A 26,262-nucleotide genomic window follows, 5' to 3' on the forward strand; every position below is an offset into this window, starting at 1 on the left:
CGTTCCCATGGAGTACCGATGTTCGTAGGTTGGGCTGAGACGGCTCTATCGTCGAAGCCCAACATGGCCGGCTCCGAGCAAGACCCGTTGGGCTTCGCTGCGCTCAACCCAACCTACGCCCAATCGTCGGCGGACCGCCCTGACCGCGATCAATAGGCGCCTGCCGGTACTATTCCAACCCTTCGTCCAGCACCAATACCACCTTGCCGTTCACCTCGTTGCTTTCCAGGGCGGCAAAGGCGGCTTCGGCGTTCTGGGCGGTGAAGCGGCGTTCCAGGTTGACGTTCAGCTTGCCTTCGGCGAACAGCGGCCAGACCTTGGCTTCCAGGGATCTCATGGTCTTGGCCTTGAATTCCACGGAGCGGTTGCGCAGGGTCGAGCCGATGATGCGAATGCGCTTGCCAAGCACCTTGCCTAGATCCATCTCGGCCTGGCGGCCGCCCATGAGACCGATCAGCACCCAGCGCCCGTCCTGGCCCAGCAGATCCAGATTGAGCGACGCATAGTTCGCCCCGACCGGATCGAGGATGACGTGGAAGGGCGCGAAGTCGCGCAGGCCTTCCAGATCGGTCTTGCGCAGCACCCCACCCTCGGCGCCGAGGCGCTCGCAGTGGGCCAGGCGCTCCTGGGAGCCGACGCTGACCCAGCAGGGATTGCCGAAGGCTTTGCACAGCTGGATGGCGGCCGAGCCGACGCCGCTGGCACCAGCATGCAGCAGCACCTTTTCCCCCGGCTGCAGCGCGGCCAGGTCGAACAGATTGCTCCAGGCGGTCGCCCAGACTTCGGGCAGCGCCGCCGCCTCGATCAGCGACAGGCCGTCCGGCACGGACGCCGCCTGGCGTCCATCCACCATCACCTCGCTGGCCATGGCACCGCCGGCCAGCAGCGCGCAGACGCGGTCACCGACCTGCCAGCGCGAATCCGCGGTGGTCTCGCTGACCACCCCGGCGCATTCGAGACCCAGGGTGGCCGGCGCACCGGGCGGCGGCGGATAGTTGCCGACCAATTGCAGCAGGTCGGCGCGGTTGAGACCGGCGGCCGCCACCTTGATGCGAATTTCCCCGGGCGCCAGAGCGCGAGCGCTCAGTGACTGCCATTCCAGTTGCCCTTCGATACCTTGCAATGCGTTCACGGTGCCTCCATAGTGGCTCAGGCTTTGACGAAAAGCGCCTGCGCCGGCGGGTTCTGCGGGAGTCGAGCGGACCGGAAGACGCGGGGCTGTCACAGCCGTCCCCTCCGATCGTCGCTATCCTTCAGACCGCCGTCAGACGACTTTCGTCAGCGCCCGTCATACTTCCCCAGGCCGCGGAACCGCCCGGGCCGGGAAGGGCCTATAGCCTATTCCTTTCCGTGCATTAGTCGAATACACATGAAGCAGCTCTTGTCCCGTACCGCCCTCGTTGTCCTGCTTGGCGTCAGCGCAACGCCCCTCTTCGCCAAGCCCAACGCGCCGGTAGGCGCCGAGAAACTGCAACCCGACCGCGACCAGGTCATCGCCAGCCTCAACATCGTCGAGCTGCTCAAGCGCCACCATTACAGCAAGCCGCCGCTCAACGATGCCCAGTCGATCAAGATCTACGACAGCTATCTGAAGATGCTTGATCCCGGCCGGCTGTATTTCAATGCCGCCGATATCCGCGAATTCGACGCCGCGCGCACCCGTTTCGACGACTACCTCAAGCAGGGCAATCTCGAACCGGGCTTCGCCATCTACCGCCGTTATGCCCAACGCATGACCGAGCGGCTGAACTACGGCCTGGGTCTGCTCAACGCCGGTATCGGCAAGCTCGACTTCACCGTCGACGAATCCTTCAACACCAATCGCGAGAAGGCGGCCTGGCCGGCGGACACCGCCGCATTGGACGATCTCTGGCATCGCAAGCTCAAGGACGAGGTCCTGCGCCTGCGGCTGTCCGGCAAGACCGACCCGCAGATCCAGCAGCAGTTGACCAAGAGATACAAGAACCAGCTGGCACGCCTCAACCAGACCCGCAGCGAAGACGTCTTCCAGGCCTATATCAACGCCTTCGCCGAGTCCTATGACCCGCACACCCAGTACCTCTCGCCGGAAAGCGCCGAGAACTTCGACATCAACATGAGCCTGTCGCTCGAAGGCATCGGCGCGGTACTGCAGAACGACAACGACTACGTGCAGATCCTGCGCCTGGTCCCGGCTGGCCCGGCCGACAAGTCCAAGCAGATCGCGCCGGCGGATAAGATCGTTGGTGTCGCCCAGGGCGATGGCGAGATGGTCGATGTCATCGGCTGGCGTCTGGACGAGGTGGTCAAGCTGATTCGCGGACCCAAGGGTTCCAAGGTGCGGCTGGAGATCATTCCGGCGAGCAACGCGCCGAACGACCAGAAGACCAAGGTGGTCGCCATCACCCGCGAAGCGGTCAAGCTCGAGGAACAGGCCGCCCAGAAGCACGTGATCGACGTTCCCCACGAGGGCAAGCACTACAAGCTCGGGGTGATCAACGTGCCGGCCTTCTACCTGGACTTCAAGGCCTACCGCGCGGGCGACCCGAACTACAAGAGCACCACGCGTGACGTGAAGAAGCTCATCGGCGAGCTGCAGAAGGAAAAGGTCGACGGCATCGTCCTGGACCTGCGCAACAACGGCGGTGGCTCGCTGCAGGAAGCCACCGAGCTGACCGGTCTGTTCATCGACCAGGGGCCCACCGTGCTGGTGCGCAATGGCGACGGCAAGGTCGAGGTGCTGGCCGACGACGAAGGCGGTGCCTTCTACAAGGGCCCCCTGACCGTGCTGGTCAATCGGCTGTCCGCCTCGGCGTCGGAGATCTTCGCCGGTGCCATGCAGGACTATCACCGCGCGCTGATCGTCGGTGGCCAGACCTTCGGCAAGGGCACCGTCCAGACCATCCAGCCGCTCAACCATGGCGAGCTGAAGCTGACCATCGCCAAGTTCTACCGCGTCTCCGGTCAGAGCACCCAGCACCAGGGCGTGCTGCCGGACATCGACTATCCAGCGGTGGTGGATACCAAGCAGATCGGCGAAAGCGCCCTGCCCGACTCCATGCCCTGGGACACCATCCCTCCGGCGGTGAACGGCCTGAGCAACCCCTTCGCCAACTATCTGCCGGAGCTGGTCAAGCGGCATGACGTGCGGGTGCAGAAGGATCCCGACTTCATCTTCGCTCGCGAGCGGCTGAAGCTCGCCCAGGAACTGGCGGCGGATACCACCGTCAGCCTCAATGAGCAGAAGCGGCGCGCCGCACAGACCGCCCTGGACAATCGCCAGTTGGCCATGGAAAACCAGCGTCGCCAGGAGAAGGGCGAAGCCCCGCTCAAGGAGTTGAAGAAGATCGACGAGGACAATCCCGCGATCGACGACGACAAGACCAAGCCGCAGGATGACGCCTACCTGATGGAGTCCGGTCATGTAATGCTGGACTATCTCGACCTGAGTCAGACACCGCCCAAGCGCTGACATCAAAGCGTCACATCTCTGTCGTGAAATGCCCGGGGGTCGCCAAGTGCGACCCCCGGGCATTTTCGTTTCTGGGTTCTTACAGGTTTACCATGACGCTTAACGACCAGGCTGGGGTGTTGGATCGCATTCTCGCCAACCGCGAGCTGCATTCGCTCTTTCAACCCATCGTTTCGTTGAGCGAGCGGCGCATCCTGGGCTATGAGGCTCTCATTCGCGGCGCCTCCAATACCCCGCTGCACTCGCCCTTGCCCCTCTATGCCACCGCCCGTCAGGCCGGGCGCCTGTCCGAATTGGAAATCGCCGCGCGCCAGCAGTCCTGCCTGACCTTCCGCGAGCTGGCCCTGGATGGTCTGCTGTTTCTCAACGTCTGCCCGGAAACCCTGCTGGAACCGGCGCACCAGTCGGGCCAGACCCTCAAGTTGCTGCAGCGCCTGGGGTTGTCTCCCGCGCAGGTGGTCATCGAACTGACCGAGCAGGCGCCCATCGATGACTTCGCGCTGCTGGCCACCGCCCTGCATCACTACCGGGCCATGGGCTTTTCCATCGCTCTGGACGATCTGGGTGCCGGCTATTCAAGCCTCAGACGCTGGTCGGAATTACGCCCGGACTTCGTCAAGATCGATCGGCATTTCATCGAATCCATCCACCGCGATGCGGTGAAGCGCGAATTCGTCGGCTCCATCCTGAAGATGGCCGCAGCCTCCCGCGCCCAGGTCATCGCCGAAGGCATCGAGACCCACGAAGAGTTGTCGACCCTGGCCAGCATGGGTGTCGACCTGGTCCAGGGCTATCTGCTGGGCCGCCCCACCGCCGCGCCACCGCGGGAGATCCAGACCCTGTTGCCGGTCATGGTCAGCCGCAGTTCGGAGCTCGCCGAGGAGTCCACCACGGTTGCCGGCCTCCGGGTGGAACAGGTCGCCGTAGGCCAGGACATGCTGATCCCGGCGGTGCTGGAGCGCTTTCGTCTGCAACCCAGCCTCAATACCCTGGCGGTGGTGGATGACGACGACCGCCCGGTAGGCATCGTCCATCACCACGAGCTGAGTTCGGCGCTGCTCAAGCCCTTCGCCCACGAGGTGTTCGCCCGCAAGCCCATCGCCCGGTTGATGAGCGAGGACTTCCTGGCGACCGAATCCAACCAGTCGCTGCAACAGGTCAGCCGCCTGCTCACCACCCGCGCCCGCCAGCGCATCGAAGAGGACTTCATCATCACCGAAGGCGGCCGCTATGTCGGGGTCGGTCGAGTCATGGATGTCTTGCGGCTGATCACCGAGCAACGCATTCAGCAGGCCAAGCATGCCAACCCGCTCACCCAGCTGCCCGGTAATGTGCCCATTCAGCAGTGCCTCACGCGTTTGCTGGATCAGCAGCGCGAAGCCGTGGTGTGCTACGTCGACATCGACGGTTTCAAGCCCTTCAATGATCTCTATGGCTACGCCAAGGGCGACGAGGTCCTGCTCTGCCTGGCGCAGACGCTTTCCGAGCGCCTGGATCCGCAGCAGGATTTCGTCGGCCACATCGGCGGCGACGACTTCCTGGTGGTGCTGGGTTCGGCGGACTGGCGGAAAAGACTGAACGGTCTGATGGCGGCCTTCCAGGAGCGCTGCCGGCATTTCTATCGCAGCGAGCACCTGGAGGCTGGCTGTTTTCTTGCCTACGACCGAGATGGTCGCCGTCGCGAGTATCCGCTGTTGTCGCTGTCACTGGGGGTCGTGGAGCTGGACAAGGAGGCCGGCAAGCGAGTGGATGCCAGCGGCCTGGCCGGCCTCGCCTCGGAAGCCAAGCGCAACGCGAAGCAGGTGCCCGGCTACAGCCTGCACCTGATGCGCGCCTGACGCCTACTCCTGGTGGTGATCGGGATAGCGGTGCTCGAACACCCGCGTCACCTCGGCCGCATGCCAGCTGACGGCATCGGTCACCTGGGGCGAGCCTTCCAGCGCACCCAGGCGCAGGGCGCAATCAAAGAAGCCCTCACGGGGGATACGGGTGCCGCTCTGGCTGACCACCAGCGCACTGCGCAGCGGTCGACCCTCGCGACGATCGAGAGCGGCCAGGTATTCCAGCGCCGTGGTCAGGGTCACCATCGCCGGCTGGGGCAATCCCAACCGTTCGATGACCGAGCGATAGGTCAGAAGGCTGCGGCTACGCCGCGCGCTCTCCAGTTCATCCAGCAGGGCCAGCCAGTGCTGGCGACTGATGCGTACGCTCAAGCCGTTCAATCCCGCAGCTGATCGAGGGCGACACCTGCCGCCGGCCGCTCGTGCTTGTCAGGCAGGGCCGCCAGGGCCGCCTGCTGACTCGCGGTACGGTTATCACGCCAGGCACGGAAGCCGTCCAGCTCATCGCTGCAGGCCTTGCCGATCCAGGCCAGGACGGCGAGGTCGTCGAGCAGACCGAACATGGGTACCCAATCGGGAATGAGGTCGATGGGTAGGAGGAAGTAGACCAGGCCGCCCGCCACGGTCAGCAGCGTCTTGCGGCTGATCCCGCGGTATTGACCACGCCACCAGGCCAGCAGCAGTTGATGGAACAGGCTCAGGGTATCGCGCGCCTCGCCGAGCTTGAGCCCCCGCTTGCTGGTCTTGCGTGCGACTCCCAGCAACAGGGCTGGCAGCCGGCCGCGGATCAGCAGCCGCTGGGCGATACCAAGGTAGCGATCAAAGTTCTTCGGCGGCTTCATGGACACCTCGAGCGGGTAAGGACGATAGGTGCGGACCTGCAGGGCACAGGGCGTTGCACACCCGGGTTTGGATCGCACCGATGTCCCAGGGTTTCCCCGGCACCATGTAAAACGCCCTGCGAGCAGGGCGTTTGGCGGAGCGAGAACCCGTTACTTCTTGGCCGGGGCCTTTTCGGCAGCGGCCGGAGCATCGGCAGCCGGAGCAGCCGGGGCGTCTTCGGCGTCCGCGGCAGCGGCGTCCTTGATGCCGAGCAGTTCCAGGTCGAACACCAGCACGGAGTTGGCCGGGATCGCCGGGCTCGGGCTCTGGGCGCCGTAGGCCAACTCGGAGGGGATGTACAGCTTGATCTTCTCACCGACGTGCATCAGCTGCAGCGCCTCGACCCAGCCCGGGATCACGCCGTTGACCGGCAGGTCGATCGGGGTGCCACGCTTGATGGAGCTATCGAACACGGTGCCGTCGACCAGCTTGCCCTCGTAGTGCACGGTGACCACATCGGTGGGCTTGGGCTGCGGGCCGTCGGCCTTCTTGACCACTTCATACTGCAGGCCGGAGGCGGTGGTGATCACGCCAGGCTTCTTGCCGTTCTCTTCGAGAAACTTCTTGCCGGCCTTGGCGTTGTCTTCGCTGACCTTGGTCATCTTCTCTTCGGCACGCTTCTGCAGGGCGGCGAAGGCTTCGGTGAGCTGCTGATCGGTCAGCTTCTGATCCTTCTTGCCTACCGCATCCTCGATACCCAGGGCGACGGCCTTGGGATCCAGGTCGTCGATGCCTTCCTGAGCCAGGCTCTTGCCCATGTTCAGGCCGATGCCGTAGGACGCCTTCTGGGCCGGGCTTTCCAGCTCGACCTTGGGCTTGGAGTCGCAGCCGCTCAGAACCAGACCCACCAGGGCCACCGCTGCTGCCAACCGATACTGTTTCATGTTGATTCCTTATCCGTGCGCATTGTGCGCGTTCAAATAACTGATCGAGCTTACAAGGAGACCTGCTCGCTTGCCATCGCCAGGCCTCTAAATGGCTGCAAAGGATAAGATTTCAAGCTTATGTCTGCCTGAACATCGCGTGAACGAGCGGCGGGCAGCCCCTGCGACGTCTTGTCCGGGGCGCCCGAGCAGTGGCGACCTCCAGGCGTCCAGGCGCTAAACTAGCGCCTTCTTCAGTGCCTGCCAGAGACCTCCATGTTCGAGCCCAACGATCTGAATCGCCCGCCCCTCGACCTCGCCCGCGAATCGCGCAAGGCCGGTGGCTACGGCTTGCTGTACTCGGTGCTGCTGGCGATCGGCATTCTGCTCTATCACCACTGGGTGCCCAGTGCCTTCCCCGGTAGCCTGCTGCAGATGTCCCTGGCGCTGCCCGTCATCCTGTTCGCCGGCAGCGCCGTGTACTACCTCACCATGGTGCGCAAGTGCGAGCGCCTGCAGCGCGAGGAAGACGAGAAGACCGGCAAGGGCAAGACCAGACGCCGCTAGCTGCGCTGAACGTCGCCGCCCGCGCCCGGTCGATTGCAGACCACGACCGGCGCTGGAGGCGCGATGCTGACCATCACCGATCTGCACAAGAGTTATCCAACGCCCCAGGGCCCACTGCCGGTCCTGCGCGGTGTGGACCTTAGCCTGGCACGGGGCGCGAGTCTGGCGCTCATGGGCGAATCCGGCAGTGGCAAGAGCACCCTGCTACACCTGGTCGCCGGGCTCGACCGGCCTGACCAGGGCCACATCCAGGCCGCTGGCCAAGCGCTCTCCAGCCTCAACGAACGGGCCCTGGCTGCCTGGCGCCGCGAGGGCATCGGGCTGATCTTCCAGCAATTCAACCTCATCGCCAGCCTGACGGTGGCCGACAATCTCGCCTTCCAGGCGCGGCTGGCCGGCCGTCATGATCCGCGCTGGCAAACCGAACTCGCCGAACGCCTGGGGCTGGCCGCCCTGCTGGAGCGCTATCCGGAGCAGCTTTCCGGCGGCCAGCAGCAACGCGTGGCCCTGGGGCGCGCCCTCGCCTCCCGGCCGCCCCTGCTGCTGGCCGATGAACCCACCGGCAATCTCGACGAAGCCAGCGGCGACCAGGCCCTGGCGCTGCTGCTGGAGCTGGTGGCCGAGACCGGCAGCAGTCTGCTGATGGTGACCCACAGCGCGCGCATCGCCAGCCATCTCGATCGCATCCTGCAGCTGGAACGCGGACGCCTTGGCGGCGCAGCCGTGGCCCGGCCATGAGGCTGCTCTTCTGGAGTCTGCACAGCCTGGTCAGCCACTGGCGGCGGCATCCCCTGCAACTCGCCGGCCTGATCGCCGGCCTGTGGCTGGCGACGGCATTGCTGATCGGGGTGCTGGCGCTCAATGCCCAGGCCCGCCAGAGCTATGCCCAGGCCAGCGCGCTCTTCGGTGCCGACCAGTCGAGCCTGGAGGCCCGCGACGGCAAGCGCTTCACCCAGGCGCTGTTCGTCGAATTGCGCCAGCAGGGCTGGCCGGTGTCGCCCGTCCTGCAGGGCCGCCTGACCCTGGCGGAGCGCGAGGGCACCCTGCCGTTGCTGGGCATCGAGCCGGTCAGCCTGCCCAGTGACCAGGGGGTAGCGGCCGGTGCCTCGCCCACGGCCCTGTATGACTTCCTCAGTCCGGCCGGGACCACCTGGATCGCGCCGGAAACGCTGCGTGAATGGCAGCTCCAGGCGGGCCAGGTGCTACATCGCGCCGACGGCCTGCCGCTGCCACCGCTGCAACCCCGGTCCGGCCTGGCGCCCGGCACCCTGGTACTGGACATCGGCCAGGCCCAGCGCCTGCTGGACGCCCCGGACCAGCTCTCCCGGCTGATCCTGCCTAAGACCTTTCAGCGCGCGCTGCCCACCTTCGCCGGCGTCGACCTGCACCGGGTGGAAAACGACCAGGGCGCTGAGCTGGATCGTCTGACCGACAGCTTCCACCTCAATCTGCTGGCGCTTGGCCTGCTGGCCTTTGCCGTCGGCCTGTTCATCGTCCATGCCGCCACCGGTCTGGCGCTGGAACAGCGCCGCGCCCTGCTGCGAACCCTGCGCGCCTGTGGTCTGTCGGCCGCGACCCTGGTGCTGGCGCTGACCCTGGAGCTGGCGCTGATCGCCCTGGTGGCCGGCGCTCTGGGGGTTGCCAGCGGCTATCTTCTGGCGGCGCTGTTGCTACCCGATGTGGCGGCCAGCCTGCGTGGCCTCTATGGCGCCGAGGTCGCTGGCAGCCTGACCCTGAGCCCGGCCTGGTGGCTGGCCGGCCTCGGCCTCAGCCTGGGCGGCGCCCTGCTGGCCGGTGCCGATGGTCTGTGGCGTGCGGCGCGGCTACCGCTGCTGGCCCTGGCCCAGGGCGAAGCCTGGCGCGCCGCCCATGGTCGCTGGCTCAGGCGCCAGGCCCTGGGCGCCCTGCTGGCGGGCCTGGCAGCGCTGGCCCTATGGCTGGGCGGCAACAGCCTGGCCAGCGGCCTGGCCCTGCTCGGCTGCCTGTTGCTGGCTGCCGCCCTGGCGCTGCCGCCGCTGCTGAGCGCCCTGCTGGATCTCTTGCTGAAGCGAGCGAGGCGCCCCCTTTCGCGCTGGTTCCTGGCCGACGCCCGGCAGCAACTGCCCGGGCTATCCCAGGCGCTGATGGCGCTGCTGCTGGCCCTGGCGGCCAATGTCGGCGCCGGCAGCATGACCGAGGGTTTTCGCCGCACCTTCGATGGCTGGCTCGACCAGCGCCTGGCCGCCGAACTCTATTTGCGCCCGCAGGATGCTACCCAGGCAGCGGCCCTGCTCGACTGGCTGCCCCGGCAACCCAGCGTGGGCGCGGTGCTGCCGGTGTACGAACTGGAGACGGGCATTCAAGGCCAGCCGTCCACCCTGAGCGGTATCCTGGACGCTGATCTCTATCGTCGACACTGGCCGCTGCTGGATGCCGGTGGCGAGGCCTGGACGCCCTTCTTCGCCGGCGACGGCCTGATGCTCAGCGAGCAACTGGCCCGCCGCCTGGGCGTGGTCAAGGGCCAGCGGGTGGAGCTGCAGGGGAGCCAAGGTCGCTGGTCCGCCCCGATATTGGCCACCTACGCCGACTATGGCAATCCGCGCGGTCATGTGCTGCTGTCCCAGGCACGGCTGCGGGCGCTTTGGCCGGAGGCCCCCCTGGTGCGCATCGTCGTTCGCATGGCGCCCCCGCAAGTAGAGGCCTTGCGCAGCGAGCTGCAGCAGCGCTTCGGGCTGGACACCAGCCATTCCATCGACCAGGGGCAGTTGCGTCGCTATGCCGATCAAGTCTTCGAGCGCACCTTCAGCGCCACCGCGGCGCTCAACGCCCTGACCCTGGCGGTAGCCGGCCTCGCCCTCTTCATCGCCCTGCTCGGCCAGGCGCAGCGGCGTCTGGGCCAGCTCGCGCCGCTCTGGGCGCTGGGCATCGAGCGTCCACGACTGATCCTGCTCAGCCTGGGGCAACTATTGGGGCTTGCCCTTCTTACCCTGGCCCTCGCCATGCCGCTGGGCATCCTGCTGGCCTGGTGCCTGGTGGCGGTAGTGAACGTCCAGGCCTTCGGCTGGCGACTGCCCCTGCAGGTCTTCCCAGGTCAACTGCTGGCGCTTTCTGCCATTGCCCTGCTGGCGACCCTCCTGGCGGCCGCTTGGCCGTTGTTGCGGCTGCAGCGCAGTCAACCACTGGATCTGCTGCGAGAACTCGGCAATGAACGCTAGGGCCCTGCTGGTCGCACTCCTGCTGCTCACCGGTTGCGACAAGCAGCCGGCATCCGAGGGCTTCGCCGGCCTCGGCCAGAGCAGCGAAGACTTCGCCCCGGTGGTACCGGGCAAGGTGTTCAGCTTTCCCGCCGATCACGGTCCCCATCCGGATTTTCGCATCGAGTGGTGGTACGTCACCGCTAACCTCAGCGATGCCGAGGGTCATCAGTACGGCGTGCAGTGGACGCTGTTCCGCAATGCCCTGCGCCCCGGCGCCGACCAGCCTGGCTGGGGCAATGGCAACCTTTGGCTGGGCCATGCCGGGCTCACCAGCGAAACCCGCCAGTTCTCCGCCCAGACCCAGGGTCGTGGCGGAGTCGGCCAGGCCGGGGTGACGGCCGCCCCCTTTTCCGCCTGGATCGACGACTGGCGGCTGAGCGGCGACCTGACCGGGCGGGCCGAGGTCCAGGCCAAGGGGCCGGGTTTCGCCTATCAGCTGGATCTCGCCGCCACCGGTCCACTGGTGCTCCAGGGCGAAGGCGGGGTGAGTCGTAAATCCGCCAGCGGCCAGGCGTCCTACTACTACAGCCAGCCCTTCTTCCAGGCCCAGGGCGAACTGCAGATCGAAGGTCGGCGCGTGCCGGTCAAGGGTCTCGCCTGGCTGGATCGCGAATGGAGCAGCCAGCACCTGGCCGCGGACCAGCTCGGCTGGGACTGGTTTTCCCTGCACCTCGACGACGGTCGCCAGCTGATGCTCTATCGCCTGCGTCAGGCCGACGGCCAGCATTATCTGTTCGGTAACCTGATCGCCGCCGATGGCCATAACCAACCCCTGCATCCCGGCGATATCCGCCTGGCACCGGAGTCCACCCACAGGGTAGCCGGACGCGAGGTGCCGGTACGCTGGTCCATCACCCTGCCCGGGCAGCAGCTCGACCTGCGCATCGCGGCGATCAACCCCGATGCGTGGATGGCCCTGGGTACGCCCTACTGGGAGGGACCGGTCAGAGTGGAGGGCAGCGCCAAGGGGGTGGGCTATCTGGAGATGACGGGGTACTGACAAGGGCAGCGGGACGCACCCAGGAGACTGCCACCCCGGAACTCCCGGCCCCGCTCCCGCCTCGAATCCATACCTGTCCCTGCCGTCACGCAGGGCTCCTTAGCGTGATAACCGAGGTTTCTCGATGAATGTCAAAGAGCTGAATCAGCAGATCAAGGCCGGCGCGGTCAAGGAAGTCAATCTGGTGTCCATGGAAGGTGGCTCCTATGTCATCCATGCGCTGGTGGACGGCACCTCGGTACCGGTCGCCGACGACAAGGGCGCGACCCTGCACGTGGCCTCGGTGGAAGAAGCCCGGCGTATCCTCGACGACGTCAAGGATGTTCGCCTGTTCATCGCCCAGCCGGCGGTCTATGAAGAGATGGTGGGCCAACCGGTGAGCGACACGGATTCGCGCGAAGAGATCCCGCTGCGCTCGAAGATCGAAAATCGCTGATTCGCCTTCCCCTTCCGTCGCCGGCAGCCGACGGCGACCTTGCCTTGCCCTGACCTAGACGCCACGAACTGGCGTCATCCCCCAACGATGTGTCCGTACAGCTCACCTGCTCCAGGCAAGTTGTTATATTATAACAATTGCACTTTCGCCTGAGGATAACGCCATGTCCGTCGCGACGCCTGGCTACGCGCCTGTTCGCTCCAATGAAGAAATCGCCTGCCTTGCCGGGGCCAAGGCCGCCCTGCATACCTGGGCCGCGACCGTGGCCACCCGCGAGGTGGAAGCCATTCTCGCCCTCTATGCACCCGACGCCATCCTGGTGCCTACCCTCTCCAACGAAGTCCGGGACTGCGAGGACAGCCGACGCCAATACTTTCGCAACTTCCTCGCCAACGAAGGGCTGGTGTGCGATGTGCAGATCTTCAAGAAAAGGGTCAGCAGCACGCTCGGCACCGTGGTCGTCGGCGGGCTCTATGTCTTTCACTATCGGGAAGGTGAACAGGTCGTCAGTGTCCCCGCGCGCTTCCTCTTCACCTTCGAGCAGATCAAGGGTCGCTGGCTGATCACCGGCCACCATTCCTCCCGAGAGGCCTGACCTAGAGCGGTTGCATTTTGTAAAACTGCAACCCTTGCTGAATGTGCGCGAGTTCGAAATCCTGTATGGGTGACCCGGGCCCCTCTGACGGCGTGTGCCGCCATGTCGAGTCATAGTCTTGCAACTTGACTAAGGAGGGGCTCATGAACGCCCTGCATGCATTCTTCTTCGCCGACTTCCTCGGCACCGCCACCTGGATGTGGCTTACCTTCTTCACCGTCGTCATCGCCCTGCTGGCCTTCGACCTGGGTGTCCTCCACAAGGAGAACAAGCCCATCGAGGTCAAGGAGAGCCTGCTGCTGTCCGCCGGCTACATCACCGCGGGTCTGCTGTTCGCCCTCTTCGTCTGGCAGCTCAAGGGCGCCGATGCCAGCCTCGACTACGTCACCGGTTTCCTGATCGAGAAGTCGCTGTCCATGGACAACGTCTTCCTCATGGCGGTGATCTTCGGCTTCTTCGCCATTCCGCGCGAGTACCAGCACCGGGTGCTGTTCTGGGGCATCCTCGGGGTGATCGTGCTGCGGGCCATCATGATCGGCCTGGGCGCCGCCCTGATCCACCGGTTCGACTGGATCCTCTATGTCTTCGGCGCCTTCCTGGTGATCACCGGGGTCAAGATGCTGTTCGCCAAGGTGGACGAAGAGCCCAAGCTCGACGACAACGTCTTCATCAAGTTCCTGCGCAAGAAACTGCGGGTGACCGATGAGCTGCATGGCCAGCACTTCTTCGTGCGCCAGCCCGATGCCAGCGGCAAGACGGTGCTCTGGGTGACGCCGATGTTCCTGGCGCTGATCGTGATCGAATGCGCCGACCTGGTGTTCGCGGTGGACAGCGTGCCGGCGATCTTCGCCATCACCCAGGATCCCTTCATCGTCTACACCTCCAACGTCTTCGCCATCCTGGGCCTGCGCGCCCTGTACTTCGCCCTGGCGGCGATGATCCACCGCTTCGCCTATCTCAAGTACGCCCTGGCGCTGGTACTGGTGTTCATCGGCTGCAAGATCTTCCTGGTGGGCATCATCGGCAAGATCCCGCCGGTGATCTCCCTGAGCGTGACCCTGGGCCTGCTGGCCGGTGGCGTGCTGGTCTCGCTGTACAAGACGCGCGGCGAAGCCAAGCACACCGCCGCCGGTCAGGAATCACGCGATTCGCTGAATCGGCCTTCGTGAACAGGAGCAGTCGACCATGAACACCAGAGCCATCCTCAGTCTTGCCGGCATCCTCCTGCTGCTCGGCCTCGGCGGTTGCGACAGCGCGGAGAAGGCGGCGGACAGCTTCGCCACCAAGGTGGAAGAAGCCGCCCGCGAACAGGCCCGGGAAACCCTGGGCGGGACCCTCGACGAGCTGAACAAGAAGGTCGACGAGGCCCAGAACCAAGGCCGCGCCTGGCTGGATCAGCACCGGCCAAAGCAGGAAAAGGAAGAGGCAAGCCCGCCCCGGGCTACCAAGTCAGTGGAGGGCGTCGAAGCCTAAGGCTTTGGCCGCAAGAGCGTGTAGGTCGGGCTGAGACAGCTTCATCGTCGAAGCCCAACAGGGCATACATCGAGGCTGGGCGCTGTTGGGCTTCGCTGCGCTCAACCCAACCTACGGTGTTCCTTTGGTAGCGCGGATCGTCGGTTGGGCTGAGACGGTTCCATCGTCGAAGCCCAACAGAGCTTGTACCAAGCCTGGGCTCTGTTGGGCTTCGCTAACGCTCAACCCAACCTACATTGTTCCTTTGGCAGCGCGGATTGTAGGTTGGGCTGAGACAGCTCCATCGTCGAAGCCCAACAGGGCATGCACCGAGGCTGGACTCTGTTGGGCTTCGCTGCGCTCAACCCAACCTACGGTGATCCCTGAGGGCAGCCTGACGCTCAGTGCACCGCCACGATCTCCTGGCGGTGCACCTTGCCCTCCACCGTCACCGCCACCTCATCACCCTCCTCCCGACCGAGTAGTGCCTGCCCCAGGGGCGCGCGGGGCGAGATCACCAGCACCTCCTGGCCGTCCAGCCTGACCTTGAGCCCCGCCGCATCCGGGCCGAGGAACAGCCAGCGGCTGGCCGTCGGGGTGGTCAGCTCGATCAGGGCACCGACGCGGATACCATCGGTCATGGCCACGGGCGTCAACGCCCGGTAGGCGGCCAGCGCCAGCTCGATCTCGTGCAGGCGGCGGCGTTGGCCGTCGGCCAGATAGGCCGCCTCCAGACCACGAGTGTCGTACTTGTTCTCGGCCTTGCTTTCGCTGTGGGTAGCCGCTTCGTGACTGGCCGTCAGCTGTTGGCTGATGACGTCGCGGTCGGCTTCCAGTGCCTGAAGAATGAGGGTGAGCAGTCGTGCCTTGTCCATGTACCGATCGCCGGGCAAAGGGTGCGAGCCTAAGGCCTAACGCCGCCTCCCGCCAGCACCCTGGTGCGCCTGTCCGCCCGCCAGAACCCGCACGCGGGCTGCCGGTCAGTACAAGGCAGGATGTAACAGGACATAACAGATGCGCACCCGTACCGGACTCACTCTTCTGGCCCGCGGCGGCTATGCCGCCCGCGGTCTCGTCTATCTCATCATCGGCGTGCTGGCGTTGCTGGCCGCACGGGGCTCCGGCCAGCCGGCGGACAGCCATGACAGCCTGGAAGCCCTGCTCGCCCAACCCTTCGGCCACTTTCTGGTCGGCCTGGTGGTAATCGGCCTGGTCGCCTTCGCGGCCTGGCGCATCCTCCAGGCCATCCGCGATGTCGATGACCATGGCAGCAAGCCCAAGGGCCTGGTCATCCGCGCCGGTCTGCTGGTGGGTGGCATCACCTATGGCGCCCTCGCCTTCTTCGCTCTGGGCCTGCTGGTGAGCGGCCTGCGCCAGGGCGGTGGCTCGGGTGGCGACACCAATGACTTTCTGCAGATGCTGCTCAGCTGGCGCTATTCCAACCTGCTGGTGTACGTCGCCGCGCTGATCCCCCTGGGAGTGGGCCTCGCGCATTTCGTGAAGGGCTGGAAGGCCAGCTTCGAGCGCTATCTCGAAGCCAGTCCGGAACAGCTGCGGCTGATCCGCCCCATCGGTCGCTTCGGCCTCATCGCCCGCGGGATAGCCTTCGTCGAGATCGCGGTGCTGCTGGTGGTCAGCGGCTCGCGCTATCAGGCGCTGCATCCGCCGGGCATGAAGGACGCCCTGAACGGCCTGCAGAATCTGCCCTTCGGCGGACTGATCCTGTCCGTGGTAGGCCTCGGCCTGATCGCCTTCGCCTGCTACAGCTTTGCGGAAGCCTGGTGGCGGCGCATCGAGATGGACCTGCCGGATGTGGGCGGGTCATTGCGCCAGGTATTGCCACGCTAGACCGGCGCCAGACATCAACGCCTGGCGCGCCAGTCCGAGCGGTACGCCGAGAGCCTCGATCTGATGCTTGACGCCTGCCACCGCCGTGCACTCGAACCGGATCACCCAACCGCGACGGGCCGCGGTCAGAAAGCGTTCGCGGGCGCCGTGGACGCGAAAACTGGCCTGGGTCCCGCTGTCACTAAGACAATGTCCGACCCGGGCCAGCGGTGGCTCCGATGAATGACCGCGCTAGGCTTCCACCTGGCTCCACTGCTTGTTCAAGCGCTTGTCCGACACCGGCATCCGGGTCCCCAGTTGCTGGGCCCAGAGCGACACCCGGTACTCTTCCAGCATCCAGCGATAGAGCTCCAGGTTGGCGTCGCGCTTGCCCTCCTGACCATGCTTGGCGGCGCGGGCGCGATACTGCTCCCAGAGTCCGGCCAGCTCGCCGCTCCAGACGCGATCACGCTGCACCTGGCCGCCGAGCTTGTCGAAACGCTGCTCGATGGCCTTGAGGTAGCGCGGGTATTCCTTGAGCCATTCCAGCGGCGTATCCCGGACGAAGCCGGGATAGACCAGGCTGGCCAATTGCGCCTTGATGTCGTTCAGGGCCACCGCCTGAGCCAGGTCGATGCGACCCTTGAATTTCTTCTGCAGGCCATGCCAGAGCTTGAGGATCTCCAGGGTCAGGCGTGCGATCCGTTCGGCCTGTTCGGTCCAGCCCGCCTTGCGTCGCTCGGCCAATGAAGCCAGGCCGGCGCCATCGCGGGGCAGCTCGGCTTCGTCGGCGAGGATGGCGGCGTCCAGGCTGGCCAACAGGATGTCTTCCACCAGGGCTTCCGGCCGACCCAATTCGCGGTGCAGCAGACTCAGCTCGGTGAGGCCGGGCAACTTGCCGCGCAGGAACTTGGCCTGCTCGGTCAGTTGCTGCAGCAGCAGTCGCTGCAACGCGCGACGGTGCTGGTAGCGGGCCTCGGCCTGGGTGGCGAAGCGGCCTTCGCGTACGGTGCCCTGCTCGTCCACCAGTGCCGGATAGACCGTCATCGACAGTCCTGCCACCTGCTGCTGGGTCTTGGCCGCCACCTCGGCGAAGGCCTTGGCCTCCACCGGGCGCTGCTCCTGACGCTTCTGTGTCGGTAGCGCCAGTGCCGCCTGGCTTTCCTGGGCGAAGCGCGCCGTCACCTCGGCCAGATCGCGACCTTCGCCCAGGGGCTTGCCCTGGGCATCGACGACTTCGAGATTCATGCGCAGATGAGGGTCCAGGCCGGCTTCGGCTTCCGGCCAGGCTTCGTCGGGAATGCGCGCGCCGGTCATGCGCTGCAGTTCGCGCCCCAGGGCTTCGTGGAGCGAGCCCTCGCCGAAGGGAATCTTGTCCAGGGCGGCGCGAACGAAATCCGGAACCGGGACGAAGTTCTTGCGCAGGGCTTTGGGCAGGTTGCGCACCAGGGCCACGCAGCGATCATAGAGCAACCCCGGCACCAGCCAGTCGAGGCGCTGGGGTGGCAACTGTGGCAACAGCGGCGCGGGCACCCGCAGGGTGACGCCATCGCGGGGATGGGTCGGGTCGAATTCGTAGGACAGCGGCAAGATCAGTTCGCCCAGGCGCAGGGTGTCCGGGTACTGGGTGGCGGTCACCTCGCTGGCTTCGCGGGCGAGGACGTCCTCTTCACGCATCAGCAAGAGGTCAGGCTGCTTGGCGCTCTCGCGGCGATACCAGCTGTCGAAGGTGGCGGTCTGGTAGACGTCCGCCGGCAGGCGCGCGGCATAGTAGTCGAACAGCGTCTCTTCGTCGGCGAGGATGTCACGGCGCCGCGCCTTGGCCTCCAGCTCGTCCAGGCGTTCCAGCAGGGCGCGGTTGGCCGCCAGGCACTTGGCGCGGCTGTTGATCTCGCCACGCACCAGGCCTTCGCGGATGAACAGCTCGCGGGCAGCAGGCGGATCGATGGGGCCGAAGTGCACCGGGCGGCGGCCGACCACGATCAGGCCATAGAGGGTGACCTGTTCATAGGCCACCACCTGGCCGCGCTTCTTCTCCCAGTGCGGTTCCAGATGGGTCTTCTTGACCAGGTGGCCCGCCACCGGCTCGATCCAGTCCGGTTCGATCTTGGCCACCATGCGGGCGAACAGCTTGGTGGTCTCCACCAGTTCCGCGGCCATGATCCAGGTGGGTTTCTTGCGGCCGATGACGCTGCTGGGATGGATCCAGAAGCGTCGCTGACGCGCGCCCAGGTAGTCGCCGTCCTCGCTCTTCTGGCCGATCTGGCTGAGCAGACCGGCGAGAATGGCCTTGTGCAGCGCCGCATAGCCGCGGGCACGCACCGCCGCCTCGCTGGCCTCGGCCTGTTGCTGGGCCTTGGCGTTGACGTGCTTGTCGGTGGTAGGCGCAGGTCTGTTGCCGACCTCCGCGGGTGCCGGCGCCGGACTTTCGGTCTTGCGCGCCTGGAGCCCCAGCTCGCGGCAGAGCAGGGTCAGCTGGCGATGGGCATCGCGCCATTCGCGCAGCCGCAGGTAGTTGAGGAAGTGCTTGCGGCACCAGCTGCGCAGGGCATTGGAACCTAGCGCCTGGCGCTGCTCCTCGAAGCCGTGCCAGAGATTGACCAGGGCGGCAAAATCCGAATCCGGGTCCTTCCACTGGGCGTGGGCTTGATCGGCCTGGGTCTGGCGATCGGCCGGGCGCTCGCGCGGGTCCTGCACCGACAGGGCACTGGTGACGATCAGCACCTCGGCGAGACTGCCCTGCTCCGTCGCCTCCAGCAGCATGCGGCCCAGGCGCGGATCGACGGGCAGGCGCGCCAGTTGCCTACCCAGGGGCAGCAGGCGGCCTTCGACATCGACCGCCGAGAGCTCCTGCAACAGGGTGAAGCCGTCCTTGATGGCCTTGCCATCCGGCGGCTCGATGAAGGGGAAGTCTTCGATGCGACCCAGGCGCAGGTGCAGCATCTGCAGGATCACCGCCGCCAGGTTGGTGCGCAGGATTTCCGGATCGGTAAAGGTCGGGCGACCGAGAAAGTCCTCTTCGCTGTAGAGGCGAATGCAGATGCCCGGCTCGACCCGCCCGCAGCGGCCTTTGCGCTGGTTGGCGCTGGCCTGGGAGACGGCTTCGATAGGCAACCGCTGGACCTTGGCTCTATAGCTGTAGCGACTGATGCGCGCGGTGCCGCTGTCGATCACGTAGCGAATGCCCGGCACGGTCAGCGACGTCTCGGCGACGTTGGTGGCCAGCACGATCTTGCGTCCGGGACGCGGCTGGAAGATCTTCTGCTGCTCGGCCGGGGTCAGCCGCGCATAGAGCGGCAAGACCTCGGTGAATTTCAGCTGGGCCTTGCGCAGCACCTCGGCGCAATCGCGGATCTCGCGCTCGCCGGGCAGAAACACCAGCACATCACCCGGGCGCTGGCCAACGCTGCGCTCGTGGGCCTCGATCTCGTCCAGGGCCTGGAGGATCCCCTGATCCACGGAGAGGTCGTCCACCAGCCGCTCGCCGTCTTCGTCCACCTCGGCGCTGAGGGGGCGGTACCAGGTATCCACCGGATAGGTCCGCCCGGACACCTCGACGATGGGGGCACCGTCGAAGTGCTGGGAGAAGCGCTCCAGGTCGATGGTGGCCGAGGTGATGATCAGCTTGAGATCGGGGCGGCGCGGCAGCAGGGTCTTGAGAAAGCCCAGCAGGAAGTCGATGTTGAGACTGCGCTCGTGGGCCTCGTCGACGATAAGGGTGTCATAGCGCTCGAGAAAGCGGTCGTGCTGGGTCTCGGCCAGCAGGATGCCGTCGGTCATCAGCTTGATCAGGGTGGCGTCGGTGCTCTGGTCTTCGAAGCGCACCTGATAGCCCACCAGCTCGCCCAGCGGCGAACCCAGCTCCTCCGCTACCCGCGCACCCACGCTGCGTGCCGCCAGCCGGCGGGGCTGGGTGTGGCCGATCAGCCCTTGTACACCCCTGCCCAATTCCAGACAGATCTTGGGCAACTGGGTGGTCTTGCCCGAACCGGTCTCGCCGGCGATCACCACCACCTGATGGCCTTCGATGGCGCGCTTGATCTCCTCGCGCTTGGCCGCGATCGGTAGGGCATCGTCGTAACGGATGCGTGGCACGCTGGCACGCCGCGCCTCGACCTTGGCGCAGGATGCCTGAAAGCGTTCCAGCCACTGCGCCTCGCGGACTGGATCGGGCTGTTTCTGCAAGGCCTGGAGCTGGCGTCTCAGGCGATGGCGATCGGCGTTGAAGGCCTGATCCAGGTTGGCGGCAAGACGGGCAACGGCGGGGGTATCGGTCATGAAACTCTTTCGACGGCGGTCGTTTGGACCGGTAAGTGTAAAAGAGTTGGGGGGTGTGGCGGGGCTTTACAAGAACGGCGGCCGGAAAACCGCCCGGAAAGCGGATCCTGCGCGACGGACGTCGCGCAGGACTAGCACAGGATCAACGCTTGGCCTGGACACTGGCCATGTTCAATCCGGCCGGCGGCGTGCGCAGCGCCATGTCGAGGGATTGCAGCGCCTTCCAGGCATCCTGCTGCAGGTCGGCCGGATCGGCATGATCGAACTTGATCTTCTCGCCGGCGGCCGGCAGCGGCGGACGGGTGCCGTAGATCAGCGCATAGAACACCGAGGCGGTCAGGTAGGTGCCAGTAAAGGACGGGTGGCTGCCGTCGGGCAGGAACAGCCCCGGCTGCGGCTGATCGGCCAGGGCCTTCTGCCAGGCCTGGCCCACCGGGGCCAGCAGCGCGCCGGTTTCCTTGGCCAGGGGGGTGTAGACGCTGTCCAGCTGCGCCTGCATGGTCGGGTTGTTCTGCCGTGCCCAGGTCAGGTAGAGGATCGGCTGGGCGCCGTCCTTGCGCGCCAGATCGGCGATCAGGCGGACGTACCGACGGGTGAGGTCCGGATTCTTCACCGGCATCATGCTGTGGTCCTGGATCACCACGTAGTCGTAGTTGGCCTTGGCCAGCTCGTCCTGCACGTCGTGGCGCTTCCAATGTTCCTCAAGGCTGGCGCCGCTGAAGGTCACATGCTTGACGTCCAGCGGGCGGGATTGACCGGCCTCGACGGACATTTGACGGACCATCGCCGGCAGATCGTTGACGAAGGTATAGCTGTTGCCCACGAACAGGACGCGGATGGGTTCACCCGCCTGGACCTGGCCGAGCATGCTGGAGCCCAGCAGGAAGAGACCCAGCAAGGCCTGGCGTACGCAAATTCGCATGGTGTGTCCTCAAGGAGAGAGGTCGAAGAGATGACGGCAAAATGCCGCCTGCGGTTTATACCCGAACCTCTTGCGAAAACCATGCTTGGAAACCGGCGACACCGCTACCAGTCGACGAGAGGTAGCGGCGCAGGGGACATGGTGAAGTCCTGTTACGCCTTCTTGAGTTCGGCGTCACGCAGTTCGCGGCGCAGTATCTTGCCAACGTTGGTGGTCGGCAGGCTGTCGCGGAATTCCACCAGCTTGGGTCGCTTGTAGCCGGTGACGTTGTCGTGCATGTGCTTGAGCACCTGCTCGGTGGTCAGGGATGCACCCGGCTTGGGCACCACGAACACCTTGATCTTCTCCCCTGCCACCTCGTCGGGGATGCCGATGGCCGCGCACTGCAGCACCCCGGGTAACTGGGAGAGCACCTCTTCCAGTTCGTTGGGATAGACGTTGAAACCGGACACCAGGATCATGTCCTTCTTGCGATCGACGATGCGCAGATAGCCATCGGGTTCGATGACGGCGATATCGCCGGTGCGCAGCCAGCCTTCGGCGTCCAGGACTTCGGCGGTGGCCTCGGGGCGCAGCCAGTAGCCCTTCATCACCTGAGGCCCCTTGACGCACAGTTCACCGGGGGTGTCGAAGCCCAGGGCCACGCCATCGGCATCCACCACCTTGCAGTCGGTACCTGGTACCGGTACGCCAATGGTGCCCAGCCGGCGACGCTCCAGGGGATTGAAGCTCACCACGGGACTGGTCTCGGTCATGCCGTAGCCTTCGCAGATGCCGCAGCCGGTCACCTCTTCCCAGCGCAGGGCCACGGACTGCTGCAGCGCCATGCCACCAGAGAAGGTCACCTTGAGCTGGGAGAAATCCAGCTGGCGGAACTCCTCGCTGTTGCACAGGGCGGCGAACAGGGTGTTGAGACCAACGAAGCCGTTGAAGCGCCACTGCCTGAGTTCCTTGACCAGCGCGGGCAGGTCGCGGGGATTGGTGATCAGGACGTTGTGGTTACCCTGGATCAGCATGGCCATGCAGTGAATGGTGAAGGCATAGATGTGGTAGAGCGGCAGCGGCGCGATCATGACCTGGGCACCGCCGCCCAGGTACTTGGTCATCAGCACCTGGCACTGCAGCATGTTGGCCACGAGATTGCGGTGGGTCAGCATGGCGCCCTTGGCGATGCCGGTGGTGCCGCCGGTGTACTGCAGCACGGCGACATCCTCCGCCGCCGGGTCGGCGTCGACGAAATCGACGTGCTCGCCCTTGGTCATGGCATCGACGAAGCGGATGGAATGGGGAATGTGATAGGCCGGCACCATCTTCTTGACGTGGCGGACCACGGCGTTCACCAGCAGGCGCTTGAAGGTCGGCAGCAGGTCGCCGACCTCGGTGATGATGACGTGCCGGATGTCGGTCTGCGGCAGCACCTGTTCGGCCAGGTGCGCCATGTTGGCCAGGCACACCAGCGCCCGGGCGCCGGAATCCTTGAACTGGTGCTGCATCTCACGGGCGGTGTACAGCGGGTTGGTGTTGACCACCACCAGGCCGGCGCGCATGGCGCCAAACACCACCACCGGGTACTGCAGCACATTGGGCATCTGCACGGCGATGCGATCGCCGGGTTGCAGGTCGGTGTGCTTCTGCAGGTAGGCAGCGAACTGACCGGACAGCTCATAGAGTTCGCGGTAGCTCAGCGTCCGCCCGAGATTGCTGAACGCCGGGCGCTCGGCGTAGGTCTGGCAGGCCTCGCGGAATACCGCCAGGACGTTGCGATAACGGTCCAGGTCTATGTCTGTCTGGATGCCCTCGGGATATTTGTCACTCCAGAAATTCGGCATCATGCAGCCCGCTCCCGCTCTATGGTTATTGTTCGTTGGCGTGCCGTGATCAGCGCTGAACCGGCCCTGCGAGCCTAGCAGCTTTGCCCTGCCCGCAACAGCATCAATATCCGCCCTGAACGTCACCTAATGACCATAAAGTCATTTATGGTCACCTTCTCTATCGGCTTTTCCGGGCGTCGATTAGCCTCAGACGACCAGCCTGGGTAGAATGCCCGGCTTCGCGGCGTCTGCCGCCTTGCCACAGCTGCCGGAGCGCCTCATGAGCCTGACCGAAAACATCCCTTATGAAGCCCTCGAGATCGGCCAAAAGGTGACCGTGACCCGCACCATCGAGCAGCGCGACGTGCTGCTGTTCGCCGCCCTCTCCGGGGACTGCAACCCGTTGCACCTGGATGCCGACTTCGCCGCCAAGACGCTGTTTCGCGAGCCCATCGCCCACGGCATGCTCAGTGGCGCCCTGATCAGCGCCGCGGTGGCCTGCAACCTGCCGGGCCCAGGCACTCTTTATGTCGACCAGACCATGACCTTCGAAAAGCCGGTCAAGCTGGGCGATACCCTGACGGTGGAAATCGAGGTGCTGGAAAAGCTGCCGAAGTTTCGCGTGAACCTGGCCACCCGCGTGTTCAACCAACACGGTGACAAGGTCGTCGATGGCGTCGCCAAGGTGGTCGCGCCGCGCAAGGCGGTGCAGGTGCAGCAGGTAGAACTGCCCCCCGTCACCGTCGGCTGATGTTCAGCCACGATCTGCTGCGCGTCGGCCTAACTGCGTTAAAAACGCCTTCGGAATGCTCATTTACCATCTGTAAACTCCGCTTCCTCAGGCGTTTTCGCCTTGTTTGGCTCTAGCTCGCTAGATCGTAAAACATAGCTTATCAACACTACCTCAACTCAGATCGGCCAGGCCTCGTTGCAGCGGGGCTTGCAGACTGAACTCGCTGAACGCCACTTCCATGCCGCCCCGCTCCGGGGTGCCACAGACCGGACCGACCCGGTATTCCGCAGCGGCTGGCAAGCTGGCCAGGCGCAGCAGCGGCCAGCGCTGACCGTCCAGCGAGGCCTGCACCCGCAGGCTACCCTGGGTCAGGGTGACCCTCAGCCACACCTCTTCCCGCTCGCCCAACGGTGCGCCCACGGCCAGATCCGAACGGCCCTGGGTCAGGACGCTAAGCAGTTGCGGCGTGTCGTCGAAGTAGCCGATGCCAGCGCGCAGCCACTGCTGCTCGTCGATCCGCACCATCAGCCCGGCATGGTCACCCTGGTTCTTGCAGCGCGCGACGACCCGCACCTGCGCGGTGAAGCCGCTGGTAACCCGGGCGCCGAAGAAGTGACCACTGTGGCGCTCGGCACCGTCGTGGGTCTGACGCCAGAAGTCACTGTGGCGATCGGTGATGACCCGGAGCCGCTCGGGCTCGGCCAGCCAGGTCTCGGGTTCATTGATCCATTGGCAGATGTCGAACATGGGGCTCTCCTCGCGTGCTCGCGCTTGGAGTCCGGGCTGCCCCGCAAGTTCGTCTAGGCGCCGCCTTTGAGGATGGCGGCGGCGATCTGGTTGAGACCGATTTCCTGCTCCACGGCGCCGAGTTTCATGGCCTCCTTGGGCATGCCGTAGACCACGCAGCTGTCTTCGTCCTGGCCGAGGGTACGGCCGCCGGCTTCGCGTAGTTCCTTGAGGCCACGGGCGCCGTCGTCGCCCATGCCGGTCATGATGATGCCGAGGGCGTTGCTGCCGGCCGCCCGCGCCACCGAGCGGAACAGTACGTCCACCGAAGGTCGATGGCGGCTCACCGGCGGGCCATCGACCACGTCCACGTGGTACTGGGCACCACTGCGCTTGAGCAACATGTGCCGGCCACCCGGGGCGATGAGCACCCGTCCCGGGGTGACGCGATCACCGTGCCGCGCTTCGCGGACCTCAAGGTCGCAGAGGCGATCCAGGCGCTCGGCGAAGGCGGCGGTGAAACGCTCGGGCATATGCTGCACGACGACGATGCCGGGACAGACCCGCGGCAGGGAGGTGAGCACGGCTTCCAACGCCTGGGTACCCCCGGTGGAGGTGCCCAGCGCCACCAGCCGCTCGGTGGTCCGGGCCATGGCCGTGCCACCGGCGGGTAGGATGACATCGGCGCTGAGCTTGGGCGCTGCCACCACGGGCGCCGCCCGCGGCGCCAGGCGCTTCAGATTGGCGCGGGCTGCCGCCTTGATGGCATGCACCAGGTCCTCGGTCGAGCCCTGGAGGAACTGCTTGAGATTGGCCTGGGGCTTGGTGACGATGCTAACCGCGCCGGCCGCCATGGCCTGCAGGGTGGTGGCAGCGCCCTTCTCGGTGAGGGTGGAGCAGATCACCACCGGGGTCGGCCGCTCGGACATCAACTTCTTGAGAAAGGTGATGCCGTCCATGCGCGGCATCTCCACGTCCAGCACCAGGACGTCCGGCCATTGCTTGCGCATCTTGTCCATGGCGAACACCGGATCGGCCGCTACGCCGACCACCTCGATGCCCGGATCCAGGGCCAGGCTCTGTGCCAGCACCTGACGCACCACGGCTGAATCGTCGACGATGAGAACCTTGATCTTATTCATTAGGGGTAGTCCGGAGAGGAGGAATTTGCGCTCAGGGTCGCCTGCTGGAGAGAGACAGCGCCCGTGCGCAGATCGAGGATCAACTTGCGGTGTCCGATACCTTCGACATGGGTCTTGTCGCACCTTAGACCATAGGCGGCCAGCAAGGCGCGCGCGGCCTCCACGTTGCGCTGCCCGATGGACGCCGCCGGCGTGCTCGGCACTCCGGGGAACATGGAGCCACCGCCATAGAGGTGAATGCGATACCCGCGTGGATCGCTGCCATGGCGCGCCATGGCCCTGAGGACCAGATAGAGGGCATCGTCGATGTAATGGCCGTCGCGCCGGGTGGTCTTGGCGCCACCCAGCCGACTGGGCAGCAGGGAGTGGGTCATGCCCCCCAACCGATCACCCGGGTGCCAGAAGACGAAGGACACGCAAGAGCCCAGTACCGTCCGCAGTTGCAGATCGCCACGACCGAAATACCAGTCGCCGGGGGTGAGGAAGCGTTCGCCCACCGC

At 65.5% G+C, this 26,262-nt stretch carries 24 protein-coding genes; 12 read left to right on the forward strand and 12 right to left on the reverse strand.

The window, feature by feature from the left end; genetic code table 11:
• Positions 1-169 precede the first annotated feature (169 nt).
• Positions 170-1,132, reverse strand: coding sequence for an NAD(P)H-quinone oxidoreductase (locus BMZ43_RS01350; protein WP_177344759.1), 963 nt, complete (start codon positions 1,130-1,132; stop codon positions 170-172).
• Positions 1,133-1,369: 237 nt separating this feature from the next.
• Here BMZ43_RS01350 and BMZ43_RS01355 point away from each other — a divergent pair, with 237 nt between their 5' ends.
• Both BMZ43_RS01355 and BMZ43_RS01360 read left to right on the forward strand, forming a co-directional pair.
• The gene (locus BMZ43_RS01355) at positions 1,370-3,451 is read left to right on the forward strand and encodes a carboxy terminal-processing peptidase (protein WP_017642781.1); all 2,082 of its coding nucleotides are present in this window, start codon (positions 1,370-1,372) and stop codon (positions 3,449-3,451) included.
• A 92-nt stretch (positions 3,452-3,543) separates the two neighbouring features.
• Positions 3,544-5,289, forward strand: a complete 1,746-nt coding sequence (locus BMZ43_RS01360; RefSeq protein ID WP_093249181.1) for a bifunctional diguanylate cyclase/phosphodiesterase — start codon at positions 3,544-3,546, stop codon at positions 5,287-5,289.
• 3 nt (positions 5,290-5,292) lie between these two features.
• Here the strand turns inward: BMZ43_RS01360 and BMZ43_RS01365 are convergent, their stop codons facing one another.
• The 3 genes from BMZ43_RS01365 to BMZ43_RS01375 form a co-directional block, all read right to left on the reverse strand.
• Positions 5,293-5,664, reverse strand: a complete 372-nt coding sequence (locus BMZ43_RS01365; protein ID WP_064307163.1) for a hypothetical protein — start codon at positions 5,662-5,664, stop codon at positions 5,293-5,295.
• Between the two features lie 5 nt (positions 5,665-5,669).
• Positions 5,670-6,134, reverse strand: a complete 465-nt coding sequence (locus BMZ43_RS01370; protein WP_017642778.1) for a YkvA family protein — start codon at positions 6,132-6,134, stop codon at positions 5,670-5,672.
• A 150-nt stretch (positions 6,135-6,284) separates the two neighbouring features.
• The gene (locus tag BMZ43_RS01375; RefSeq protein WP_017642777.1) at positions 6,285-7,058 is read right to left on the reverse strand and encodes a BamJ family beta-barrel-assembly machinery protein; all 774 of its coding nucleotides are present in this window, start codon (positions 7,056-7,058) and stop codon (positions 6,285-6,287) included.
• Positions 7,059-7,313: 255 nt separating this feature from the next.
• Here BMZ43_RS01375 and BMZ43_RS01380 point away from each other — a divergent pair, with 255 nt between their 5' ends.
• The 8 genes from BMZ43_RS01380 (at position 7,314) to BMZ43_RS01415 (ending at position 14,344) form a co-directional block, all read left to right on the forward strand.
• Positions 7,314-7,604, forward strand: coding sequence for a hypothetical protein (locus BMZ43_RS01380; RefSeq protein ID WP_017642776.1), 291 nt, complete (start codon positions 7,314-7,316; stop codon positions 7,602-7,604).
• Between the two features lie 63 nt (positions 7,605-7,667).
• A complete protein-coding gene (locus tag BMZ43_RS01385) occupies positions 7,668-8,342 on the forward strand; it encodes an ABC transporter ATP-binding protein (protein WP_093249184.1) in 675 nt (224 codons plus the stop codon).
• Positions 8,339-10,798, forward strand: a complete 2,460-nt coding sequence (locus BMZ43_RS01390) for an FtsX-like permease family protein (protein ID WP_093249188.1) — start codon at positions 8,339-8,341, stop codon at positions 10,796-10,798. Before BMZ43_RS01385 ends, BMZ43_RS01390 begins: the two co-directional genes overlap by 4 nt.
• Positions 10,788-11,840, forward strand: a complete 1,053-nt coding sequence (locus tag BMZ43_RS01395) for a lipocalin-like domain-containing protein (RefSeq protein WP_093249191.1) — start codon at positions 10,788-10,790, stop codon at positions 11,838-11,840. The genes BMZ43_RS01390 and BMZ43_RS01395 overlap by 11 nt, the downstream gene beginning before the upstream one ends.
• A 124-nt stretch (positions 11,841-11,964) precedes the next feature.
• Positions 11,965-12,276, forward strand: a complete 312-nt coding sequence (locus BMZ43_RS01400; RefSeq protein WP_017642772.1) for a DUF6482 family protein — start codon at positions 11,965-11,967, stop codon at positions 12,274-12,276.
• 163 nt (positions 12,277-12,439) lie between these two features.
• Positions 12,440-12,871: a DUF4440 domain-containing protein gene (locus BMZ43_RS01405; RefSeq protein WP_093249195.1), complete on the forward strand. Its 432-nt coding sequence runs from the start codon at positions 12,440-12,442 to the stop codon at positions 12,869-12,871.
• A 143-nt stretch (positions 12,872-13,014) separates the two neighbouring features.
• Positions 13,015-14,040, forward strand: a complete 1,026-nt coding sequence (locus tag BMZ43_RS01410) for a TerC family protein (RefSeq protein WP_017642770.1) — start codon at positions 13,015-13,017, stop codon at positions 14,038-14,040.
• Between the two features lie 16 nt (positions 14,041-14,056).
• Positions 14,057-14,344, forward strand: coding sequence for a hypothetical protein (locus BMZ43_RS01415; RefSeq protein ID WP_064307169.1), 288 nt, complete (start codon positions 14,057-14,059; stop codon positions 14,342-14,344).
• Positions 14,345-14,724: 380 nt separating this feature from the next.
• Here the strand turns inward: BMZ43_RS01415 and BMZ43_RS01420 are convergent, their stop codons facing one another.
• Positions 14,725-15,198: a GreA/GreB family elongation factor gene (locus BMZ43_RS01420; RefSeq protein ID WP_093249199.1), complete on the reverse strand. Its 474-nt coding sequence runs from the start codon at positions 15,196-15,198 to the stop codon at positions 14,725-14,727.
• Positions 15,199-15,337: 139 nt separating this feature from the next.
• Here BMZ43_RS01420 and BMZ43_RS01425 point away from each other — a divergent pair, with 139 nt between their 5' ends.
• Positions 15,338-16,171: a DUF1206 domain-containing protein gene (locus tag BMZ43_RS01425; RefSeq protein ID WP_093249202.1), complete on the forward strand. Its 834-nt coding sequence runs from the start codon at positions 15,338-15,340 to the stop codon at positions 16,169-16,171.
• On the opposite strand, the gene BMZ43_RS01430 is transcribed toward BMZ43_RS01425, so the two are convergent.
• The 4 genes from BMZ43_RS01430 to BMZ43_RS01445 form a co-directional block, all read right to left on the reverse strand.
• Positions 16,145-16,378: a ubiquitin family protein gene (locus tag BMZ43_RS01430; RefSeq protein WP_082900374.1), complete on the reverse strand. Its 234-nt coding sequence runs from the start codon at positions 16,376-16,378 to the stop codon at positions 16,145-16,147. The two genes, BMZ43_RS01425 and BMZ43_RS01430, sit on opposite strands and share 27 nt — an antisense overlap.
• Positions 16,379-16,402: 24 nt before the next feature.
• Positions 16,403-20,428: an ATP-dependent RNA helicase HrpA gene (hrpA, locus tag BMZ43_RS01435; protein WP_093249206.1), complete on the reverse strand. Its 4,026-nt coding sequence runs from the start codon at positions 20,426-20,428 to the stop codon at positions 16,403-16,405.
• A 142-nt stretch (positions 20,429-20,570) separates the two neighbouring features.
• Positions 20,571-21,350, reverse strand: coding sequence for an SGNH/GDSL hydrolase family protein (locus tag BMZ43_RS01440; RefSeq protein WP_093249211.1), 780 nt, complete (start codon positions 21,348-21,350; stop codon positions 20,571-20,573).
• A gap of 152 nt (positions 21,351-21,502) precedes the next feature.
• Positions 21,503-23,182 carry a long-chain fatty acid--CoA ligase gene (locus BMZ43_RS01445; RefSeq protein WP_093249216.1) on the reverse strand — a complete coding sequence of 560 codons (1,680 nt, stop codon included), beginning with the start codon at positions 23,180-23,182 and terminating at the stop codon, positions 21,503-21,505.
• Positions 23,183-23,441: 259 nt separating this feature from the next.
• Here BMZ43_RS01445 and BMZ43_RS01450 point away from each other — a divergent pair, with 259 nt between their 5' ends.
• The gene (locus BMZ43_RS01450) at positions 23,442-23,912 is read left to right on the forward strand and encodes a MaoC family dehydratase (RefSeq protein ID WP_017642763.1); all 471 of its coding nucleotides are present in this window, start codon (positions 23,442-23,444) and stop codon (positions 23,910-23,912) included.
• A 153-nt stretch (positions 23,913-24,065) separates the two neighbouring features.
• Here the strand turns inward: BMZ43_RS01450 and BMZ43_RS01455 are convergent, their stop codons facing one another.
• The 3 genes from BMZ43_RS01455 to BMZ43_RS01465 are packed head-to-tail and all read right to left on the reverse strand — an operon-like array spanning position 24,066 to position 26,259.
• Positions 24,066-24,641: a DUF1349 domain-containing protein gene (locus tag BMZ43_RS01455; protein WP_093249221.1), complete on the reverse strand. Its 576-nt coding sequence runs from the start codon at positions 24,639-24,641 to the stop codon at positions 24,066-24,068.
• A 53-nt stretch (positions 24,642-24,694) separates the two neighbouring features.
• The gene (locus BMZ43_RS01460) at positions 24,695-25,762 is read right to left on the reverse strand and encodes a protein-glutamate methylesterase/protein-glutamine glutaminase (protein ID WP_017642761.1); all 1,068 of its coding nucleotides are present in this window, start codon (positions 25,760-25,762) and stop codon (positions 24,695-24,697) included.
• A complete protein-coding gene (locus BMZ43_RS01465) occupies positions 25,762-26,259 on the reverse strand; it encodes a chemotaxis protein CheD (protein ID WP_256562846.1) in 498 nt (165 codons plus the stop codon). The genes BMZ43_RS01460 and BMZ43_RS01465 overlap by 1 nt, the downstream gene beginning before the upstream one ends.
• Between the last annotated feature and the right edge of the window lie 3 nt (positions 26,260-26,262).

The sequence above is a fragment of the Pseudomonas sp. Snoq117.2 genome (genome assembly GCF_900110545.1).
Classification (GTDB): Bacteria; Pseudomonadota; Gammaproteobacteria; order Pseudomonadales; family Pseudomonadaceae; genus Chryseomonas; species Chryseomonas benzopyrenica.

Coding starts and splice junctions, on each gene's coding strand:
- BMZ43_RS01360 (WP_093249181.1), top strand. CDS start 3,544: ATGACGCTTAACGACCAGGCTGGGGTGTTGGATCGCATTCTCGCCAAC.
- BMZ43_RS01455 (WP_093249221.1), bottom strand. CDS start 24,641: ATGTTCGACATCTGCCAATGGATCAATGAACCCGAGACCTGGCTGGCC.
- BMZ43_RS01410 (WP_017642770.1), top strand. CDS start 13,015: ATGAACGCCCTGCATGCATTCTTCTTCGCCGACTTCCTCGGCACCGCC.
- BMZ43_RS01385 (WP_093249184.1), top strand. CDS start 7,668: ATGCTGACCATCACCGATCTGCACAAGAGTTATCCAACGCCCCAGGGC.
- BMZ43_RS01425 (WP_093249202.1), top strand. CDS start 15,338: ATGCGCACCCGTACCGGACTCACTCTTCTGGCCCGCGGCGGCTATGCC.
- BMZ43_RS01445 (WP_093249216.1), bottom strand. CDS start 23,182: ATGATGCCGAATTTCTGGAGTGACAAATATCCCGAGGGCATCCAGACA.
- BMZ43_RS01400 (WP_017642772.1), top strand. CDS start 11,965: ATGAATGTCAAAGAGCTGAATCAGCAGATCAAGGCCGGCGCGGTCAAG.
- BMZ43_RS01450 (WP_017642763.1), top strand. CDS start 23,442: ATGAGCCTGACCGAAAACATCCCTTATGAAGCCCTCGAGATCGGCCAA.
- BMZ43_RS01440 (WP_093249211.1), bottom strand. CDS start 21,350: ATGCGAATTTGCGTACGCCAGGCCTTGCTGGGTCTCTTCCTGCTGGGC.
- BMZ43_RS01370 (WP_017642778.1), bottom strand. CDS start 6,134: ATGAAGCCGCCGAAGAACTTTGATCGCTACCTTGGTATCGCCCAGCGG.
- BMZ43_RS01395 (WP_093249191.1), top strand. CDS start 10,788: ATGAACGCTAGGGCCCTGCTGGTCGCACTCCTGCTGCTCACCGGTTGC.
- BMZ43_RS01460 (WP_017642761.1), bottom strand. CDS start 25,762: ATGAATAAGATCAAGGTTCTCATCGTCGACGATTCAGCCGTGGTGCGT.
- BMZ43_RS01415 (WP_064307169.1), top strand. CDS start 14,057: ATGAACACCAGAGCCATCCTCAGTCTTGCCGGCATCCTCCTGCTGCTC.
- BMZ43_RS01390 (WP_093249188.1), top strand. CDS start 8,339: ATGAGGCTGCTCTTCTGGAGTCTGCACAGCCTGGTCAGCCACTGGCGG.
- BMZ43_RS01420 (WP_093249199.1), bottom strand. CDS start 15,198: ATGGACAAGGCACGACTGCTCACCCTCATTCTTCAGGCACTGGAAGCC.
- BMZ43_RS01380 (WP_017642776.1), top strand. CDS start 7,314: ATGTTCGAGCCCAACGATCTGAATCGCCCGCCCCTCGACCTCGCCCGC.
- BMZ43_RS01405 (WP_093249195.1), top strand. CDS start 12,440: ATGTCCGTCGCGACGCCTGGCTACGCGCCTGTTCGCTCCAATGAAGAA.
- BMZ43_RS01375 (WP_017642777.1), bottom strand. CDS start 7,058: ATGAAACAGTATCGGTTGGCAGCAGCGGTGGCCCTGGTGGGTCTGGTT.
- BMZ43_RS01355 (WP_017642781.1), top strand. CDS start 1,370: ATGAAGCAGCTCTTGTCCCGTACCGCCCTCGTTGTCCTGCTTGGCGTC.
- hrpA (WP_093249206.1), bottom strand. CDS start 20,428: ATGACCGATACCCCCGCCGTTGCCCGTCTTGCCGCCAACCTGGATCAG.